Origin of the sequence: Pseudonocardia sp. Ae150A_Ps1 (assembly GCF_001932315.1) — a bacterium.
Taxonomy (GTDB): domain Bacteria; phylum Actinomycetota; class Actinomycetes; order Mycobacteriales; family Pseudonocardiaceae; genus Pseudonocardia.
The window spans coordinates 787,376-805,630 of sequence record NZ_MCIJ01000001.1; the positions used below are offsets into that span (position 1 = coordinate 787,376).

Annotated in this window: 17 protein-coding genes; 7 read left to right on the forward strand and 10 right to left on the reverse strand. The window is 73.0% G+C overall.

Going from position 1 to position 18,255, the window contains the following annotated elements; all coding sequences use genetic code 11:
- Positions 1 to 100 precede the first annotated feature (100 nt).
- Together Ae150APs1_RS03305 and Ae150APs1_RS03310 are read left to right on the forward strand one after the other, a co-directional pair.
- A complete protein-coding gene (locus tag Ae150APs1_RS03305) occupies positions 101 to 802 on the forward strand; it encodes a GntR family transcriptional regulator (RefSeq protein WP_010242450.1) in 702 nt (233 codons plus the stop codon).
- Between the two features lie 9 nt (positions 803 to 811).
- Entirely contained in the window at positions 812 to 2,035 is a 1,224-nt protein-coding gene (locus Ae150APs1_RS03310; RefSeq protein WP_212567150.1) for an MFS transporter, read from the forward strand.
- Between the two features lie 33 nt (positions 2,036 to 2,068).
- Here Ae150APs1_RS03310 and Ae150APs1_RS03315 read toward each other — a convergent pair whose 3' ends face one another.
- Together Ae150APs1_RS03315 and Ae150APs1_RS03320 are read right to left on the reverse strand one after the other, a co-directional pair.
- Positions 2,069 to 2,431 carry a cupin domain-containing protein gene (locus Ae150APs1_RS03315; RefSeq protein WP_029240046.1) on the reverse strand — a complete coding sequence of 121 codons (363 nt, stop codon included), beginning with the start codon at positions 2,429 to 2,431 and terminating at the stop codon, positions 2,069 to 2,071.
- Between the two features lie 178 nt (positions 2,432 to 2,609).
- A complete protein-coding gene (locus tag Ae150APs1_RS03320) occupies positions 2,610 to 3,509 on the reverse strand; it encodes a LysR substrate-binding domain-containing protein (RefSeq protein WP_075295697.1) in 900 nt (299 codons plus the stop codon).
- A gap of 122 nt (positions 3,510 to 3,631) precedes the next feature.
- On the opposite strand from Ae150APs1_RS03320, the gene solA reads away from it, so the two are divergent.
- The 5 genes from solA to Ae150APs1_RS03345 all read left to right on the forward strand — a co-directional run bounded on the left by solA (position 3,632) and on the right by Ae150APs1_RS03345 (position 8,395).
- A complete protein-coding gene (gene solA / locus Ae150APs1_RS03325; protein WP_249266194.1) occupies positions 3,632 to 4,825 on the forward strand; it encodes an N-methyl-L-tryptophan oxidase in 1,194 nt (397 codons plus the stop codon).
- Complete coding sequence (locus tag Ae150APs1_RS03330) at positions 4,818 to 6,017, forward strand: aromatic ring-hydroxylating dioxygenase subunit alpha (RefSeq protein WP_075295701.1); 1,200 nt, start codon at positions 4,818 to 4,820, stop codon at positions 6,015 to 6,017. The genes solA and Ae150APs1_RS03330 overlap by 8 nt, the downstream gene beginning before the upstream one ends.
- 523 nt (positions 6,018 to 6,540) lie before the next feature.
- Positions 6,541 to 7,242, forward strand: coding sequence for a LysE family translocator (locus Ae150APs1_RS03335; RefSeq protein WP_075295703.1), 702 nt, complete (start codon positions 6,541 to 6,543; stop codon positions 7,240 to 7,242).
- Between the two features lie 37 nt (positions 7,243 to 7,279).
- Positions 7,280 to 7,939 (forward strand): hypothetical protein, encoded by a 660-nt coding sequence (locus Ae150APs1_RS03340; protein ID WP_139316791.1) that lies wholly within the window; start codon positions 7,280 to 7,282, stop codon positions 7,937 to 7,939.
- A gap of 252 nt (positions 7,940 to 8,191) precedes the next feature.
- Positions 8,192 to 8,395 (forward strand): DUF2000 family protein, encoded by a 204-nt coding sequence (locus Ae150APs1_RS03345; RefSeq protein WP_083679908.1) that lies wholly within the window; start codon positions 8,192 to 8,194, stop codon positions 8,393 to 8,395.
- 538 nt (positions 8,396 to 8,933) lie between these two features.
- Here Ae150APs1_RS03345 and Ae150APs1_RS32575 read toward each other — a convergent pair.
- The 8 genes from Ae150APs1_RS32575 to Ae150APs1_RS03385 form a co-directional block, all read right to left on the reverse strand.
- Complete coding sequence (locus tag Ae150APs1_RS32575; protein WP_212567349.1) at positions 8,934 to 9,350, reverse strand: hypothetical protein; 417 nt, start codon at positions 9,348 to 9,350, stop codon at positions 8,934 to 8,936.
- A 363-nt stretch (positions 9,351 to 9,713) separates the two neighbouring features.
- Positions 9,714 to 11,759 (reverse strand): ATP-dependent Clp protease ATP-binding subunit, encoded by a 2,046-nt coding sequence (locus tag Ae150APs1_RS03355; protein ID WP_075295709.1) that lies wholly within the window; start codon positions 11,757 to 11,759, stop codon positions 9,714 to 9,716.
- A gap of 59 nt (positions 11,760 to 11,818) precedes the next feature.
- A complete protein-coding gene (locus Ae150APs1_RS03360) occupies positions 11,819 to 12,688 on the reverse strand; it encodes an amidohydrolase family protein (RefSeq protein ID WP_075295711.1) in 870 nt (289 codons plus the stop codon).
- Entirely contained in the window at positions 12,685 to 13,173 is a 489-nt protein-coding gene (locus Ae150APs1_RS03365; protein WP_075295713.1) for a MarR family transcriptional regulator, read from the reverse strand. Before Ae150APs1_RS03365 ends, Ae150APs1_RS03360 begins: the two co-directional genes overlap by 4 nt.
- A complete protein-coding gene (locus tag Ae150APs1_RS03370; RefSeq protein WP_075295715.1) occupies positions 13,170 to 14,660 on the reverse strand; it encodes a long-chain fatty acid--CoA ligase in 1,491 nt (496 codons plus the stop codon). Before Ae150APs1_RS03370 ends, Ae150APs1_RS03365 begins: the two co-directional genes overlap by 4 nt.
- Positions 14,661 to 14,664: 4 nt before the next feature.
- Positions 14,665 to 15,495 carry a p-hydroxycinnamoyl CoA hydratase/lyase gene (locus tag Ae150APs1_RS03375; protein ID WP_075295717.1) on the reverse strand — a complete coding sequence of 277 codons (831 nt, stop codon included), beginning with the start codon at positions 15,493 to 15,495 and terminating at the stop codon, positions 14,665 to 14,667.
- Positions 15,496 to 15,506: 11 nt separating this feature from the next.
- Complete coding sequence (locus tag Ae150APs1_RS03380) at positions 15,507 to 16,961, reverse strand: aldehyde dehydrogenase family protein (RefSeq protein ID WP_075295719.1); 1,455 nt, start codon at positions 16,959 to 16,961, stop codon at positions 15,507 to 15,509.
- Between the two features lie 123 nt (positions 16,962 to 17,084).
- Positions 17,085 to 18,080 carry a PaaX family transcriptional regulator C-terminal domain-containing protein gene (locus tag Ae150APs1_RS03385; protein WP_075295721.1) on the reverse strand — a complete coding sequence of 332 codons (996 nt, stop codon included), beginning with the start codon at positions 18,078 to 18,080 and terminating at the stop codon, positions 17,085 to 17,087.
- Between the last annotated feature and the right edge of the window lie 175 nt (positions 18,081 to 18,255).

The following is an 18,255-nucleotide window of genomic DNA, read 5'->3' on the forward strand; positions in this document are numbered from 1 at the left end:
TACGTTCACCCCGCGCCGCGGTCCGTCCTGCGGAGCCGTGCCGAAACCAGGCCGAACCCGGGCCGAAGCCTGCCGACCGACACCAGGAGCGCCGCAGCCGATGAGCGAGATGGACGCGCCCCCGAAGTCGCGCACGGCCTACGTGCTCGACCGGCTCAAGGCCGATCTCCAGCAGGGCGTCATCAACCCCGGCGACCAGCTGCGGCAGACCGCGATCGCGAAGCGCTACGGCGTCAGCCCCACCCCGGTCCGCGAGGCGCTGCGGATCCTCGCCGCCGACGGCACGATCGAGTACACGAGCCACCGCGGCGCCACCGTCCGCGACTTCACGCCGGAGATGGCGCAGGACCTCTACCGGATGCGCGCCGAGCTGGAGGGCCTGGCCTGCGAGGTCGCGGCCGAGCGCATGACCGACGAGGGCTACGCGGCGATCGTCGCCGCGAACGACCGGCTGGTCCGGGCCACCGCCGAGGGCACCGAGCCGGCGACCCTGTCGCTGCTCAACAAGGACCTCCACTTCACCATCTACGAGAGCACGTCGTCGGTGATGATCGAGGGCATCCAGCTGCTCTGGGCCCGGTTCAAGCCCTCGGTGACGCTGTGGGGGGTCACCGAGTTCAGCCGGGCGCTCGACCACGACCACGACGCGATCCTGGAGGCGCTCGGCCGCCGGGACGGGCCCGCCGCCCGGGCCGCGATGCACGCCCACGTCATGCACGCGTGGGAGCTGCGCCAGACCAGCGAGGAACTGCGTGCCACCGGGCCGGTGAGCGGGGACGCCCCCGGCTCCGCGGCCTCCTGACCACCTCCGGTGGAGCGTCCCCGGCCCCGCTCGCTGCGCGCGCACTGGTTCCCGTGCCTGGTACTCGCCACGCTGCTCTCGCACGCCGTGCTCGCCGGCGTCCGCACGCTGATCTCCTACCGGGCGCTCGCGCTCGGCGGTGACGCGGTCACCGTCGGCCTGATCACCGGCGCGTTCGCGCTCCTCCCCCTCGTCGTCGCGCTGCAGATCGGGCGCGCGGTCGACCGCGGCCGCGGGGTCCTCGTCGTCCGGCTCGGGCTGGTGCTGACCGTCGTCGCGGTGCTCGTGGCCGCGGTGAGCCCGTCGGCGGCGTTCCTGATCGGTGCCAGCGCGGTCCTCGGGCTGGGCCAGATCCTGCACACGGTCGCGTGCCAGAGCCTGATCCCGCTGTGGTCCCCTCCGGAGAAGGTCGACGCCCGGTTCGGGCAGCTGACGCTGGGGGTCTCGGCCGGGCAGCTGGTCGGGTTCCCCGTCGCCGGGTTCGTCGCGACCCTCACCAACGGCGGGACGACGACCGGCGAGCAGCTCGCCACCACCCCGGCCCTGCTCGTGATGGCCGGGCTCGCCGCGCTCGCCGTGCCGCTGGCGTTCTGGTTCGTCCCGGCCGAGCGCATCCAGGTCAGCCGCGCCGAGGCCGCGGCCGCCCGGCAGAGCACCCTGGCGATCCTCGGCGCCCGGGGCATGAAGCCGGCCGTCTACTCCAGCCTGACCGTCCTGACCGGGATGGACCTGCTCATGGCCTACCTGCCGCTGCTGAGGCAGTCGATGGGCCTGGGCGTCGGCACGGTGACGATGCTGCTCACCGTGCGCAGCGTCGCGTCGGTGGTCTCCCGGGCCGCGATGCCGCTGCTGCTGCGGACCGTCCCGCGGCGGGCCCTGCTGGTCTCGGCCACCCTCGCCTCGGGCGTCCCGATGGCGCTCGTCCCGCTCACCGCCGACGTCGTGCTGCTGACCCTGATGATGCTCGTCGTCGGCTTCTTCTGGGGGCTGGGCCAGCCCCTCACCATGTCCTGGGTGACGACCGTCGCCGACCGGCACAACCGCGCGGCGGCGCTGTCCGTGCGGCTGGCGGGCAACCGCATCGGACAGGTCGTCGTGCCGCTCGCCGCGGGCGGGCTGGCCGGCCTCACCGGCGTCGGCGCGATCTTCCACGCGGGCGGGCTGCTGCTGCTCTCGTCCGCGGTGTGCACCCTGGTCACCACGCGCGAGCCGCCCGCCGGTCCGGGCGGGTGACGCGCACCCGCCCCGGACCTCACCCCGCGGGCGTCACTGCTTGGCGTAGTCGGCGAACCCCTGCCAGTCGATGACGACGCAGGGCTCCTCGCCGAGCACCCACGCGTCGTGCCCCGGCGGCGCGATCATGAAGTCCCCCGGGCCGTAGGTCTCCTCCTCGCCGTCGTCCATCCGGACCGTGATCCGGCCGGAGATCACGTAGCCCATGTGGGCCGCCTCGCAGCTGTCGGTCCCGGCGATCGGGGCGACGTGCTGCGACCAGCGCCAGCCCGGGTTGAACGTCGCGCGCCCGACGCCGCCGGCGGCGACGTTGACCAGCTCGAGCCGGCCCGAGTCCCCCTCGAACGGGCGGACCTCCTCGGGGTCGTCGAGGCTCATCCTCACGAGTCGTGCCATGACAGTCCCTGCCTCTCGATCGTGGGATCCCGGGGCGGCGGATGCGCAGCGGGAGATCTCCCGGCCGTCGCCGGAGGGATCGGTGAGCACGCCCGGGGTCCGGGGGCACGTCGGAGGAGTGCGTCCGACGCTACGCCGGTGGGCAACCGCCGATCGGCCCATCGACCGGCGACGGCGGTCAGCCGGCGCCGTCGCCCGCACACACCCGGGCGGCCTCGACGAAGTGCCCGACGGCCGCCGAGCGGTCCCGGCGCCGCCACGCCACCTGCAGCGCCACCGTCGGCACCGCACCGGACAGCGGCCGGAACTCCACCCCCGGCGGGCGCAGGTTCGCGTAGTACGACGGCTGCAGCGACACCCCGATCCCGGCCGCGACGAGGCTGAGCTGGGTCTCGATGTCGGCGCCCTCGGCGACGATCGTGGGTGAGAACCCGTGGTCGCGGCAGTAGCCGGTGATGATGTCGAAGAACTCGGCCCCCAGCGGGCGCGGCCACAGCACGAACGACTCCCCCGCCAGATCGGCGGCGTCGACGGTGTCGTGGACGGCCAGCGGATGGTCGCCGGGAAGCACCACCAGCAGCGGTTCGGCGACCAGCTCCTCCACGGTGACCGCGGTCGTCGGGGCGGCCGCGCGGACCAGGCCGACGTCGAGGCGCTCCTCGGCCAGCGCGACCATCTGCGCGGCGGTGTCGTGCTGGGACACCTGCATCTGCAGGTCCGGGAACCGGGCACGGACCGTCCGCAGGATCCGCGGCGCGATCGAGGCCAGCGCGGTGCCCACCGAGCCGACGGCGAGCAGGCCGGTCGACCCCTCGGCGGCCTGCACCACACGGGTCCGGGCCCGCTCGGCCTCGAACAGCACCCGCGGCGCGGCCTCCAGCAGCACCCGTCCGGCGGGGGTGAGCTCGGTGGCGCGGCTGGTGCGGTCGAACAGCGGCGTGCCGAGCGCCTTCTCCAGCGTGCGGACCTGCTGGCTCAGCGCCGGCTGGCTGACGTGCATGCGGGCCGCCGCCCGGCTGAAGTGCAGCTCCGAGGCGACGGTGAGGAACATCCGCAACTGACGCAGCTCGACGTCCATCGACCGATCATAAGGTCATCCTTATCGGAGCATCGCGGCCCGCGATCACGGATCCGCCCCACGGCCGGGCACGTCCGGTCACGGTGGACGGTGTCTCCCGCACCCCGGCCCAGGAGCACCGCGTGAACTCCGATCATCCGTTCGTCGTCGTCGGCTGCGGCGGCCTCGGCTCCGCCGCCCTGTTCTGGCTCGCCCGCGCCGCCGCGCCCTACGCCCGGGTCCTCGGCCTGGAGCGGCACACGCTCGGCCACGACCACGGCGCGAGCCAGGACCACAGCCGGATCATCCGCCTCGCCCAGCACCAGGACGCCTACGCCGCGCTCGCCCCCGCCGCCTACGACGCCTGGCACCAGGTCGAGTGCCTCTCCGGCCAGACCCTGGTCACCGGGACCGGCGGGCTGGTGATCGAGGACGTCGAGGCCCGCCGAGGACTGGCCACCGGGGGCCGCGACATCGACGGCTACGTCGACGTCGCCGCCCGGCACGGCGTCCAACTGGAGGTCCTCGACGCCGACGCGCTCACCACGCGCTGGCCGCAGTTCCGGCTGTCGGGCTCCGAGCGCGCCGTGTACCAGCGCCGCTCCGGGATCGTCGACGCCCGCCGCGCGAACGCCACGCACGTCGCGCTGGCCCGCGGGTACGGCGCCCAGGTCCGGGAGCACACCCCGGTCCGGGCGGTGCACGACGCGGGCGGGCACGTCGAGGTCGTCACCGACGACGAGGTCTACCGCGCCGAGCACGTCGTCGTGACCGCGGACGCACGCACCAACGAGGTGCTCGACGGCCTGCTCCCGGCCCTGCCGCTGACCGTCACCCAGGAACAGGTGACCTACTACGCGACGCCGAACCTCCTCGAGTTCTCGCCGGAGCGGTTCCCGGTGTTCATGTGGCACGGCGCGGAGAACTACTACGACTTCCCGGTGTACGGCGAGGTCGCCACCAAGCTCGGCCAGCACATGGGCGGCCCCGAGGTCACCGCCGACACCCGCACCTACGAGCCGGACCCGTTGCGCCGCAAGCGCCAGGAGGAGTTCCTCGCCGAGCACGTCCCCGGGATGCTCGGGCCGGAGCTGTACACGAAGACCTGCCTGTACACGATCCCGCCCGACCAGGACTTCGTCCTGGACACCGTGCCCGGCTCGCCGCGGGTGAGCGTCGCGGTCGGGGCCGGGCACGCGTTCAAGTTCGCCTCGCTGCTCGGCCGGATCCTCGCCGAACTGGCCACCACCGGCCGCACCCGGCACCCGGTCGGCCGGTTCGCGCTCGACCGGCCCGCCCTGACCGAGCCCGGCCACGGCAGGACGTTCCATGTCTGACGCCGCACTCCTGACCCGCCGGCCCGGGCTGTCGCTGCCGCAGGCCGCCTACACCGACCCGGCCGTCTTCGCCGCCGACCTGGAGCACGTGTGGGCCACCGGGTGGCTGTTCGCCGGCCACACCTGCGAGCTGGCCCACCCCGGCGACTACGTCACCCGCGACGTCGGCCGGGACCAGGTGATCGTCGTCCGCGGCGAGGACGGCGCGCTGCACGCCCACCACGACGTCTGCGCGCACCGCGGGTCACGGCTCACCACCGCCGACCGCGGCTGCGTCCGCGCGTTCGTCTGCCCGTACCACCAGTGGGTCTACGGCACCGACGGCCGGCTGCGCTCAGCCCGGCTGATGGGCACCGGCTTCCCGGTCGGCGACTACCGGCTCGCCCCCGTCGCCGTCCGCGAGATCGAGGGGCTGGTGTTCCTCTGCCTGGCCCCCGACCCGCCGGACATCGAGGGGTTCGCCGCGGCGCTGGCCCCGCAGCTCGCCCCGCACCGGCTCGCCGACGCCCGCGTCGAGGCACGCCTGTCCTACCGGGTCGCGGCCAACTGGAAGACGCTCGTGGAGAACAACCGCGAGTGCTACCACTGCCGCGGCAGCCACCCCGAGTTCACGCTGTCCAACTTCGACCACGGCGTGAACGGCGACGTCCGGTCGAGCCCGCGCTACGAGGCCGCACTCGCCGAGGCCCGGGCGCGGTGGGCGCGGCGCGGGCTCCCCGGCGAGGAGGTCAGCTTCCCCGGCGGCGCCTGGTACCGGACCGCCCGGCTCCCGCTGCGAGACGGGTTCGTCACCGAGTCCCTCGACGGCCGCCCCGTCGCCCCGTTCCTCGGCACGCTGACCGCGGAGGACGCGGGCAGCCTGCGCATCGTGGGGCTGCCGGACCTGTGGGCGCACGCCAACTGCGACTACGCGGTGACGACCCGGCTCTCCCCCGTCGACGTCGGCACCACCGACGTCGAGGTCTGCTTCCTGGTCCGTGCCGACGCCTCGGGCGTCGACACGGACGCGCTCACCGCGGTGTGGCGCTCGACCTCGGAGCAGGACTGGGAGCTGTGCGAGAACAACTACGCCGGGATCGCGTCGCGCGGGTACCGGCCGGGGCCGCTCTCCCCGGTCGTCGAGGCGTCCGTGGAGGGGTTCCTCACCTGGTACACGGCCGCCCTGGACCGGGGCCGCGCCGCCTCGGCCTGATTTCTCCCGGCGGGCCGGCATGGCGGAGCGATGGCGGCCCGACCAGGATCGATCTCCCGCGCCGAGGCCATCGACGTGAGCACCCGATGCTCACACCGTGGCACCGGCGACCGACCAGGCCGCCGTCAGGCCGCTCGAGCATCGCGAGCGTCTCCGGCGATGGCCATGTCGTCGGAGGTGTCCTGTCGCCGGGACCCCCGTGTCCGACGCGGATTCCTCCCTTCGCACGGCGTGTCGTCGAGCACCTGTCCACGGCGAGGATGAGTTCATCGCCGAACCGCCACCGACGAGACGATGTCGATGTGAGTTCCTCGACACGGCACGCGCGACAGCGCTACCGCCCCCGGAACGGCACATCGTGCAGCGGCCCGACAAGCCCCGGGGCCGGACATCGCGACACAAGAATGTTCACCTTCCTCACCTTCGATGTACGATCCGCACCGCGAGAAAATCCCTGCGGAAGCAGAGGCCGCCGAGCCGATCTGCAGCATCTGGACCGCCACCACGAAGGACTGAGTGCAGAATGACTCTGCCTGAGCACGCAGCATCTTTTGCCGTCGTGGTTGCTGTTCTGACCGTTGTCCCCGGACCGGACACGGCACTCGGCCTCCGCAACAGCATGCGCGGTGGCGGCAACGCAATGTGGTGGACCGGACTCGGGGTATGCAGTGGGATAGTTGTCCACGCCGCCGCGTCCGTCGTGGGACTGTCGGCGCTCCTGGCGGCATCCGCAACCGCATACGGCATTGTCAAGATCGCGGGCGCGATGTATCTGATCTGGCTTGGAGTCTCTACCTTGTGGACGACGTGGAGTGAACGTGTCGAACTCACGGGGAAAGCCCCAGACATCCCTGACGGCAAGGATGCTTTTACGAGAACAGGCGGTGCACGACCCAGCCCTCGGCCGTCTCAGGAGATCATCGTCATCGATCGCCGGACCGCGTTCCGGCAAGGCTTCATCAGCGACATCCTGAACCCGAAGATCGCTCTACTGTTCATCACCCTGCTCCCGCAGTTCATAGGCATCTCCGAGTCGCGCGTGCACACTTCCATCTCACTCACGGTCATCTTCGTCGCGATCGCACTTGCCTGGTGGCGAGTCACATCATGGCTGGCCGGCGCGACGCACAGGATTCTCACACGAGACTCCGTTCGAAGAACCATCAATCACATTTCCGGTGTCGTGCTAGTTGCACTCGGACTGCGGGTGGCGTTCACACCGTGACCGACGCCGGGGTCGACGAATGACACACAGGGGAGTCATGTCTGCTGACGACGTCACGCCGAGCCCATCGAGGCCCTCCCGGCCCACGCGGACGATGGACCCGCCGTCACGCCCTGCCTACAGCTTCACCTTCACCTCGAGGCACCGGTACAACTCGATCAGCACGCTGGCCGACGAACCGGACGGACTCACGTGCAGCGTGGAGGTCGCGTTGCACGAATTTCGCGGACTGACGGGTCGAATCGACGGATATCCGTCCTTCGAAGAAGCGGCGCAGGTAGTCCTCGACGGATTCTCGGTCGGACTTCTCGTGCCAGCAGCCTACCCGGAGATCAGGCGGTTCTTCTTCAACCCAGGGCTGACTGCCGTCGAAACCTTCATCGCCTCACTGCCAGACATTGTTCTGATCACCTCCGAGGGAGCCGAGACGAAGGAGAGCCAGTTCGATATTCTCTACCACCACCCCGCTACTCTGGAACTGACGAGCAAGCTCAGCGTGAAATACAACCACCGCGTCGAAGTGAGCTCCAATACCGACGCAGGCGTGCGCCTGACGAAGGAGGCGCGGTCGCTCGCAGTCACGAACCGACTGGTGGCAGAGCACCACCGGCGCGAACCCTTACAGGTTCTTGCTAAAGGAGAACGGATGGCCTTCGTCGTCTTCGCTCGACCCCACGGCCGCAGTGACCATCCGTGAGTCACCGCCTCGCCGAAGGCGCTCTCCACACCTCTACCCAGGAGGCAGCCATTCGTGCCGCACTTGCCGTATCCCGAAATCTGGAAAGCGGCGTCGTTGCCAATGTCTGCGCGATTCTCATGGGCCAGATCGCCCTGAGAGTTCCCAGCTATTTCGAATCCGATCCACTTCTGGATTCAAGGGTACTTCGACATGCGGGCGTGCGCCACAATGTGGTCGTCCTGAAGAGACGGCCCAGCCAGTTGCGCACCCCTGGCAACAAGGGCGCTGGGAGACGACTCGGTCGAGCACGTCGTGTTCAGCGAAGAAGGTCGCAGCCTGAACAATGACTTCTGTGCCTATCGAGCGGCGGTGACAGCCGCGGACGGTGACCTCGACCTCATCGCCATCGGCGTGCTGGGCGACGAAGACATCGTGCGATCGATGACCCGATCCCTGAGCCTCTATTCCGGCTGAGGGATCGGCCGTCTGACCGCCGGGGGGAGTCGATGGCTGAGTTCTCCGCCCTGGTCTTGTTCGCGAGAGTCCGATGCGTACCCGAACGCTCGACCACACCGTGCGCGTGGTCGAGCGGCGGATACGGACGGCTCTCGACCCCGGTTCCGGCGGGCACCCGGGGTGCGACGGGGGCCTGCCGGGTGGCGTGTGCGACCGCCCTCACCCGGGCGTACGACGCCGGTCGACCGGGGGCGAGTGCCCCGCCACACCGGCGGATCCCCGCCCCGGTACCAGCGGTAACGTCGATGTCGAGACCCCGGGGCCCCCGCCCGGAAGAGCGGCGGGCCGGGGAGTGGAGGTGTCGGATGACGGGTGAGTCGCCTGCGGAGCGCGAGATCCTGCTGCACGGCCAGCGGGTCAGCTACCGCGAGACCGGTGCGGAGCACCGGCGGGCCGTCCTGCTCGTGCACGGCCTGGCGGGCAGCTCCTCGACCTGGGCACCGGTGCTCGCCCCGCTCGGGCAGCACCTGCGCGTGATCGCCCCGGACCTGCTGGGTCACGGTTCCAGCGAGGCCCCGCGCAGCGGCGACTGCTCGCTCGGCGGGTTCGCGACCGGCCTGCGCGACCTGCTCGTGGCCCTCGGCATCGAGCGGGTGACGATCGTCGGGCACTCGTTCGGCGGCGGCGTGGCGATGCAGTTCGCGCACCAGTTCCCCGAGTACGTGGAGCGGGTGGTGCTGGTCTCCAGCGGCGGGCTCGGCCACGACCTCGCACTGGCGCTGCGCGCCGCCAGCCTGCCCGGCACCGAGCTGGTGCTGCGGTCGGCGGCGTCGCTGACCCCGCGCTGGATGCGCCGCACCGTGCACCAGATCGCGCACCGGGTGGGCAGCGTCCCCGCCTCCGACGTCGACGGCGTGCACGCGGCCTGGGAGTCCTTCGCCGACCGCGGCACCCGCGGCGCGTTCGTGCACACCGCCCGCGGCGCACTCGAACCGTCCGGGCAGCGCCTCGACGGTGCGCAGCGACTGCACCTGCTCGACGAGGTCCCGGTGCTGCTGGTCGGCGGTGACCGGGACAAGGTCATCCCGCTGGAGCACACCCTCGCCGCCCACGAACGGCTGAGCGGCAGCAGGCTGGAGGTCTTCCCCGGTGCCGGGCACTTCCCGCACGCCGAGCAGCCGTCGCGGTTCGCCGCGCTGCTGCACGAGTTCGTCGACGGCACCGCACCCGCCGACGGCGGCCGCGACGCGGTGCGGCGGCGGATCCTCGGTCTCCCCCGGCTCGGCGCCGCCCCGACGACCTCGCCGCGGATGGCATGGCGCGCTGAGCGCCCACCTCACCCCGGCGTCACCGCGACGTCCAGCTCGTCACCGTCGGCGGTGAGCCGGACGGTCCCGCCGGGCCGCAGGTCCCCGGACAGCAGCAGCCGGGACAGCCGTCGCTCCACCTCGCGGCCGATGGTGCGGCGCAGCGGCCGCGCGCCGTGCTCGGGCCGGTGCCCGCGGCGGGCGAGGAGGTCGATCGCGGCGTCGTCGGCGTCGAGGGTGACACCCTGGACGCGCAGCCGCTCCCCCGTCTCGGCCAGCATCATCTCCACGATCCGGTGCAGCTGCGCCGGGGGGAGCGGGGCGAACAGCACGATCTCGTCGATCCGGTTGAGGAACTCGGGCCGGAAGTGGCCGCGGGCGAGCGCCAGCAGCGGCTCGCGGACGTCGTCGAGCGGGGTCCCGGCCGTGGCGGCGGCGAGCAGCTGCTCCGAGCCCAGGTTGCTCGTCATGATCACGATGGTGTGCCGGAAGTCGACCGTGCGGCCGCGGGCGTCGGTCAGCCGGCCGGCGTCGAGCACACCGAGCAGCGCCGAGGTGACCTCGACGTGTGCCTTCTCGATCTCGTCGAGCAGCAGGACGCAGCACGGGGTGCGGCGGACGGCCTCGGTGAGGCGGCCGCCGTCGTCGTGCCCGACGTAGCCGGGCGGTGCGCCGATCAGCCGGGACACCGACGCGCAGTCGGTGTACTCGCTCATGTCGAGGCGCACGATCCGGTCCGGCGAGTCGAACAGCGCGTCGGCGAGCGCCCGGGCCAGCTCGGTCTTCCCGACCCCGCTGGGCCCGAGGAACAGGAACGACCCGACGGGCCGGTCCGGGTGGCCGAGCCCGGCCCGGCCGGCACGGACGGCGTCGGCGACGGCCTCCACGGCGTCGTCCTGCCCGACGACGCGGGCGTGCAGGTGGTCCTCCAGCGCGAGCAGCCGGTCGCGCTCGTCGGTGCCGAGCCGGGCGACCGGGATGCCGGTGCGCCGCGAGACGATCTCGGCGACGTCGTCGGCGGTGATCTCCGGGCGCCCGCCGGACGGGGACGCGGCACGCAGCCGTTCCAGCTCCCGGGTGAGCATCGCGGCCCGCTCGAAGTCCTCGGAGTCGACCGCCACCTCCCGGGCCCGGCCCAGCTCCTCCGCCTGCCGCGCGGCGGCACCGGCCGCGGCGTCGCCGCCCGCGGTGCGCATCCCGGCCCGGGCGGCGGCCCGGTCGACGAGGTCGATCGCCTTGTCCGGCAGGAACCGGTCCGGGAGGTAGCGGGCGGACAGCGCGACCGCGGCGTCGAGCGCGCCGTCGGTCAGCCGGACGCCGTGGTGGCTCTCGTACCGGGCGCGCAGCCCGTGCAGGATCGCGACGGTCTCCGGCTCGGTCGGTTCGGGCACCGGGACCGGTTCGAAGCGCCGCTCCAGCGCCGCGTCCCGTTCGATGTGGCGGCGGTAGTCCTCGGTGGTGGTCGCGCCGATCATCCGGAGCGCGCCGCGGGCGAGCGCGGGCTTGAGGATCGACGCGGCGTCCATCGCGCCCCCGTCGGCGGCGCCGCCCGCTCCGACGACCAGGTGCAGCTCGTCGACGAACACCACGATCCGCCCGTCCGCGGCGACCACCTCGTCGATCACCGCGGTGAGCCGCTCCTCGAACTCGCCGCGGTACTTCGTGCCCGCCACCATCCCGGCGAGGTCGAGCGCGACCACCCGCACGCCGCGCAGGACCGCGGGGACCTCGCCCGCCGCGACCCGGGCGGCGATCCCCTCGGCGATCGCGGTCTTCCCGACGCCCGGTTCGCCGACCAGCACCGGGTTGTTCTTCGCCCGGCGGCCCAGCACCTCCAGCGCGGCGTCGATCTCGGCGGCGCGCCCGACGACGGGATCCAGGCGCCCGGCGGCGGCGTCCGCGGTGAGGTCGCGGCCGAACCGGTCGAGCCCGCGGGTCCCCCGGCTCCCGGGTGGGCGACGGTCGGGGTCGGTGTCCTGACCGGAGGTGCCGTCGAGGTCGCCCAGGGTCTCGAACAGCCGGCCGAGCAGCGGTTCGAGCGGGCCGAGCGCATCGCGGAACGGGTCCTGGGGCATGGCGGCCTCCTCCGGGCGGCCGTGCGGTACGTCCGCCCCTCCACGGAGATGGTGCACCGTCAGCGCAGGCCGAGCACGCGGGCCGCGTTCTCCTTGAGGATCAGCGGGCGCACCTCGTCGCGCAGGTCCAGGCCCGCGAAGTCCTCCAGCCACCGGTCCGGCGTCACCACCGGGAAGTCCGACCCGAACAGCACCTTCTCCCGCAGGTAGCTGCCCGCGGCCCGCACGAGCTGCGGAGGGAAGTACTTCGGCCGCCAGCCGGACAGGTCGATGTAGGCGTTCGCCTTGTGCGTGGCGATCGCGATCGCCTCGTCCTGCCAGGGCACCGACGGGTGCGCCATCACGATCGTCAGGTCCGGGTGGTCGGCCGCGACGTCGTCGAGCAGCATCGGGTTCGAGTAGCGCAGCTTGATGCCGCGCCCGCCCGGCAGGCCCGCGCCGATCCCGGTCTGGCCGGTGTGGAACAGGGCGGGGACCCCGGCCTCGGCGACGGCCTCGTACAGCGGGTAGTGGGCACGGTCGTCCGGCTCGAACTCCTGCAGCGACGGGTGGAACTTGAAGCCGCGGGCGCCGCGCTCGGCCAGCCGGCGGATCCGGGCCACCGACGCGGCACCGCCGTGCGGATCGACCGAGCCGAACGGGATCAGCACGTCCGGGTGCTCCGCCGCGGCGTCGAGGATCTCCTCGCTCGACAGCGCCGGATGCCCGGTCGCCGTGGCCGCGTCGACGGTGAAGACCACGGCCGCCATGGACCGTTCCCGGTAGTGGGCGGCGATCGTCGCGACGGTCGGGGTGCGGTCCTGGCCGGCGCGGAAGTACCCGGCCGAGGCGTCCATCAGTCCCTGGTCGAGCGACAGGCAGCCGTGGCCGTCCTGCTCGACGTGGGTGTGCACGTCGATCGCGACGAGCCGGTCGAGGTCGAGCGTCACGGCGATGTCCCCTCCCCGGGGTCGGTCAGTGCGGTGTAGCCGAGCTCCAGGCTCTGCCGGAACAGCGGGTGCTGGACGCCGGGCACCGCGCCGAGCATCTCCTCCTCGATCGCCCCGACCAGCGGGTCGCAGCGTTCCAGCAGGTCACGGCCGGTGGTGGTCAGGGTGAGCAGCAGGACACGGCGGTTGTCCGGGTCCCGGCGGCGGACGACGTGGCCGTGCTTCTCCAGCCAGCGCACCATCTCGTTCATCGTCTGCGGGGTGACGAAGGAGCGCCGGGCGAGCTGCGCGGACGACAGCCCGTCCCGTTCGCGCAGGGCGGTGAGCGCCGTGAACTGCAGGGTGGTGAGCCCGTGCGGGCGCAGCGCCTCGTCCATCCGGGCCCGGATCGCCAGTTCCAGGCGCTTGACGAGGTACAGGGTGAGCGGTCGGTCCGGCACCGCAGGATCCTCCCGCACCGGCGCGGCGGGCGTCGTCGCCGTCATCCGTACCGCTCCCGCAGGGCGGCCTTGAGGACCTTCCCGGACCCGGTGCGCGGCAGGTCGTCGGCGAAGTCCACGTGCCGGGGCACCTTGTACCCGGCGAGCCGGTCGCGCAGGTGCGCCCGGATGCCGTCGGCGTCCGCCGCCGCCCCGGCCCGCAGGACGACGACCGCCCGGGGAACCTCGCCCCACCGCGCGTCCGGCGTGCCGACGACCGCGCACAGCTCGACGGACGGATGCTCGTACAGCGCGGACTCGATCTCCGCGGGGTAGACGTTCTCCCCACCCGAGATGATCATGTCCTTGATCCGGTCGACGACGGTGACGTAGCCGTCGGCGTCGGCGGTGGCGACGTCCCCGGAGTGCATCCAGCCCCCGGCCAGCGCCTCGTCGGTGGCGTCGGGCCGGTTCCAGTAGCCGAGCATCACGTTCGGCCCGCGCACCAGGATCTCGCCCCGCTCCCCCGGTGCCACCGGCGCGCCGGACGGGCCGGCGATCCGGACGTCGGTGAAGAACGACGGCACCCCGGCGGTGCCCGCCTTGGTCCGTGCCGACGCCGGGTCCAGCACGAGCACGCCGGGCGCGGTCTCGGTCATCCCGTAGCCCTGCACGAACGCGAGGCCCCGTTCCAGCCACCGGCGCGCGGTCGCGGCCGGGACCGGGGACCCGCCGCAGAGCAGGGTCCGGACGCTCGACAGATCGGTGTCCGCCCACTCGGGGCGGGCGGCGAGCGCGTCGTACATGGCGGGGACGCCGAACAGCAGCGTCACCCGGTGCCGGGCGACGAGCTCCAGCGCGGCGGCCGGGTCGAACGCCTCCATCAGCACGCACGTCCCGCCCTTGAGCAGGGTGGGCAGGCACGTCATGCCGAGCGCCGCGGTGTGGAACAGCGGTGCCGCGACGAGCGCCACCTCGTCGCCGGAGAGGTCCGACTCGACCAGGACGTTCACGCAGTTCCAGGTCAGGTTGCCGTGCGAGAGCACCGCACCCTTCGGCCGGCCGGTCGAGCCGGAGGTGTACATGATCAGGCACGGGTCGTCCGGCCCGACCGGCTCGTCGACCGGCTCCGCCGCGGCGCCGGCCAGCGCGTCGTAGGAGCCGCCGACGACCAGCCGCTCGCGCAGCGTCCGGGCCGCGGCGGCGTCGACCAGCGCCCCGGCCGCCGGGGTGTGCACCAGCACCGACACCCCGGCGTCGTCGAGCACGAACGCCAGCTCGGGGGCCGCCAGCCGGGCGTTGACCGGCACGAACACCGCCCCGAGCGACGCGGTCGCGAACAGTGTCTCCAGGTACGCCGGGTGGTTCGGGCCGAGGTAGCCGACCCGGTCGCCGCGCCGCACCCCGAGCCCGCGCAGCCCGGCGGCGAGCGCCGCGGTCCGCCGGGCCAGGTCGGCGTAGGTGTCGTGGCGGTCGCCGTGCACCAGCGCCGTCCGGCCCGGCGTCATCCGGGCGCGGCGCGCGGGCCACGACCCCAGTCCGTCGTCGCGCACCGGGCTACTCGCTCGCGTACGCCGACAGGCCCGGGCGGTAGGACTTGTCGTCGAGGAACTGGCTCAGGCCCTGCTGCCGGCCGCGCTCGGCGTCGAGGAACTGGGACTGCTCGAGCTTGGCGTAGAGGTAGTCCTCGGCCTGCTCCCACGGCATCTCCTGGGCGAGCTTGTAGCCCACCTTCGCCGCCCGCATGACGACCGGGTTCATCGACGCCAGCTTGAGCGCCAGCTCGCGGGTCCGCTCGCGCAGCCGCCCGGCCGGGACCGCCTCGTTGACCAGCCGCATCTCGGCGGCCCGGCGCCCGTCGAACGGCTCGCCGGTCATGATGAAGTACAGCGCGTCGCGCTGGCTCACGGTGGCCGCGAGCGCGCGGGACACCACGCCGCCCGGCGGGATCCCCCAGTTGATCTCCGACAGGCCGTACTGCGCCTCCTCGTCGGAGATCGCCAGGTCACAGGCGACGAGCGGGGTGAAGGCCCCGCCGAAGCACCAGCCGTTGACCATCGCGACCGTCGGCTTGGACCAGTTCGAGAGGCGCTTCCACTGCCACTCGGCCGAGGCGCGGCGGACCCGGATCTGCAGGCCGGGGTCGCCGGACTCGTCGACCTCGCGGAAGTACTCCTTGAGGTCCATCCCGGCGGAGAACGCGTCGCCGGAGCCGGTGAGCACGAGGACCCTGCAGCGCGGGTCGCCCTCGAGGGCGTCGAGGGTCGCGACCATCTCGTCGTTCAGGGTCGGGCTCATCGCGTTCCGCTTGTCCGGGCGGTTCAGCGAGACCCAGGCGATCCCCTCGTCGAACTCGACGAGGACGGTGTTGCCCCAGGGTTCGGTCATGGTCGTTCCTCTCAGAAGGGGTAGCGCGCGGACTCCGCGCGGACGGTGACCCACTGGGTCTCGGTGAAGGCCTCGACGTTGGCGCGGGCGCCGCCGACCCGGCCGACGCCGGAGGCTCCGACACCGCCGAACGGGGCGGACGGGTCGTCGTTGACGGTCTGGTCGTTGACGTGCACCAGGCCGGTCGGGATCCGGTCGGCCAGTGCGAGCCCAGCCGCGGGGTCGGCGGTGATGACGCCGAGGGACAGCCCGTACTCGGTGTCGGACGCCATCTCGGCGGCCTCGTCGAGGGTGTCGAACGGACGCACGCAGGCGACCGGGCCGAACACCTCCTCGGCGTAGGCGGGGACGCCCGGATGGCAGTCGGCGAGCACGGTGGGCCGGAAGAAGGGGCCGTCGGCGGTCCCGCCCTGCACGAGCCGGGCGCCGGCGGCGACGCTGCGCTCGACGAGATCGGCGACCTTCGCGAGCTGGCCGTCGTCGATGATCGGGCCGAGCGCGACCTCGCCGGTGAACGGGTCACCGACCGGCAGCTGCTCGACCTTCTTGCCGAGCAGCTCCACGTAGCGGTCGTAGAGCGAGCGGTGCACCAAATGCCTGCCGGTGGCCATGCAGATCTGCCCCTGGTGCAGGAAGCTGCCGAACGCCCCGCAGGAGGCGGCGGCCTCCAGGTCGGCGTCCGCACACACGACGAGCGCGCTGTTCCCGCCGAGCTCGAGGTGGGCGCGCTTGAGCAGCTCGCCGGCCTTCGCGCCGATCGCCCGCCCGGCCCGGGTGGACCCGGTGAAGGACAGCACCGGCACCCGCGGGTGCTCGACGAGCGCGGCCCCGGCACCGGCGCCGCCGGGCAGCACCTGCAGCACCCCGGCCGGGAGCCCGGCGGCCTCGAGGACGCGCGCGATGACGACGCCGCCGCACACCGCGGTGCGCGGGTCCGGCTTCACGACGACCGCGTTGCCCAGCGCGAGCGCCGGGGCGACCGACCGCATCGACAGCAGCAGCGGGAAGTTGAACGGCGACACCACCGCGACGACGCCGGCCGGCACCCTGCGCTCCAGGCTCACCCGGCCCGCGGCCGGGAGCAGCTCGCCGTACGGGGCCGACGCCAGCGCGGCGGCCTGCGTGCACTCGCCCGCCGAGCCGTCGATCTCGATGCCGGCCTTGAGCCGGACCGACCCGGACTCGCGGACCAGCCAGTCGGAGATCTCGCCCGCGTGCTCGGCGAACAGGGCCGCGGCCCGCAGCAGGACGGCGGCGCGCTCGGTGTGCGGGGTCGCCGCCCACTCCTTCTGCGCCGCCACGGCCCGCTCGACGGTGGCGTCGACGTCGGCGGGGCCGGCCGCGCCGACCGAGCCGAGGACGGCACCGGTGGCCGGCTCGCGGACCTCGCGGACGCCGTCGCCACCGGGTGTCCAGGCACCGGTGAACACCCGGTCCTGCCACGTCGCGGGATCGAGGAATGCCACCCGAACCTCCTTGGTTGATCATCAGGTTCCCTGATGAAGATGAGGCGAGAGTGCGGCGAGGAGATGCGTGAGCGCAAGACCGAGTGGCCCGTGTCACCCGTAGAGCGGAAGGATTCCTGTCGTTCAGACCGAGGGGCGGCCGCGCCGCACCTCGTCCAGCCTGCGCGCCCGGACGGCCTGCTCGAACGGCGTGTCCCCGCGCGAGCCCCGGTCGCCGAGCTCGTCGTGCAGCCGGGAGATCCGCGTGCTGTCGTGGTGCGAGGCGAGCTCGGCGAGATCCGGGTCGGACTCGGCGAGCAGCTGCCGGAACCGGTGCTCGGCCAGCGGTCCGAGCCGGTCGTAGACCTCCAGGAACAGCCGCTGGGCGTCGGTGCGCAGCCACCCCGGCGGCAGCATCTCGGCGGGGAGGTCGGGGTCCCGCTCCGGGAAGGCCCGCCACGCCACCCGCAGCTCGGTGCGGATCCGCAGGGCATCGGCCGGCCCGATCCGCCCGGCCGCCAGGTCCTCGCGGAGCGGCTCGTAGGTCCGCACGAATCCGCGGTAGTCCGCGGCCAGCCCGTCGAGGTCGAACGCCGCCGCGGGCCCGCCGCCGGACGGCCCGCCGGGCACCTCGGTCGCGCGCAGCACCGTGGCCCGCGCGACGCCCAGCTCCGCGACGAGGTCGCGGGCGGGCCCGGCGAGATCGCGCGGCGAGACCCAGAGCCCGTCGTAGAGGGCGGCCAGGCCGAGCACCCGCAGCCGGGACCGCAACGCGGTGCGGACCTCGCGCTCCTGCTCCGGCACCGAGAACGCGACGACCGTCCAGCACCCGTCCCACTCGGGGGCGGACGCTCCGAAGGTGAGCATCCGGTGCGTGCGGTCGACGATCACGTCGCTGGTCCGGGGCGGGATGCCGTAGGCGGTCGTCCGGCCGTGCCGGGACACCGTCAGCAGGTCCTTCGCGGCGAGCCGGCGCATCGCGGCACGCGCGTTCTCCTGCCCGATGCCGAACTCGGCGAGCAGCCGCACCAGCGCCGCGGACGGGATGTGCTCGTCCCGCCAGTACCAGTAGTCGCCGAGCAGCGAGGTCAGCAGCAGCTGCGGCTCGGCCCTGGCCCACCCGTCGTCCGACATCGGCATCCCTCCGTCCGGGAGCGTACGTGTCGCCGGTCGGACTTCCGCACAGCGGAAGCGGGGTGTTGTCTTAGGCGACATCTCATGCGACGCTCGTCGCCATCATCGTCGGCAATGGTCCGGTGCACCATCCCGGCCCCGACGACCACATGGCTCGACCCAACGCAGGGAGAACCTCGCC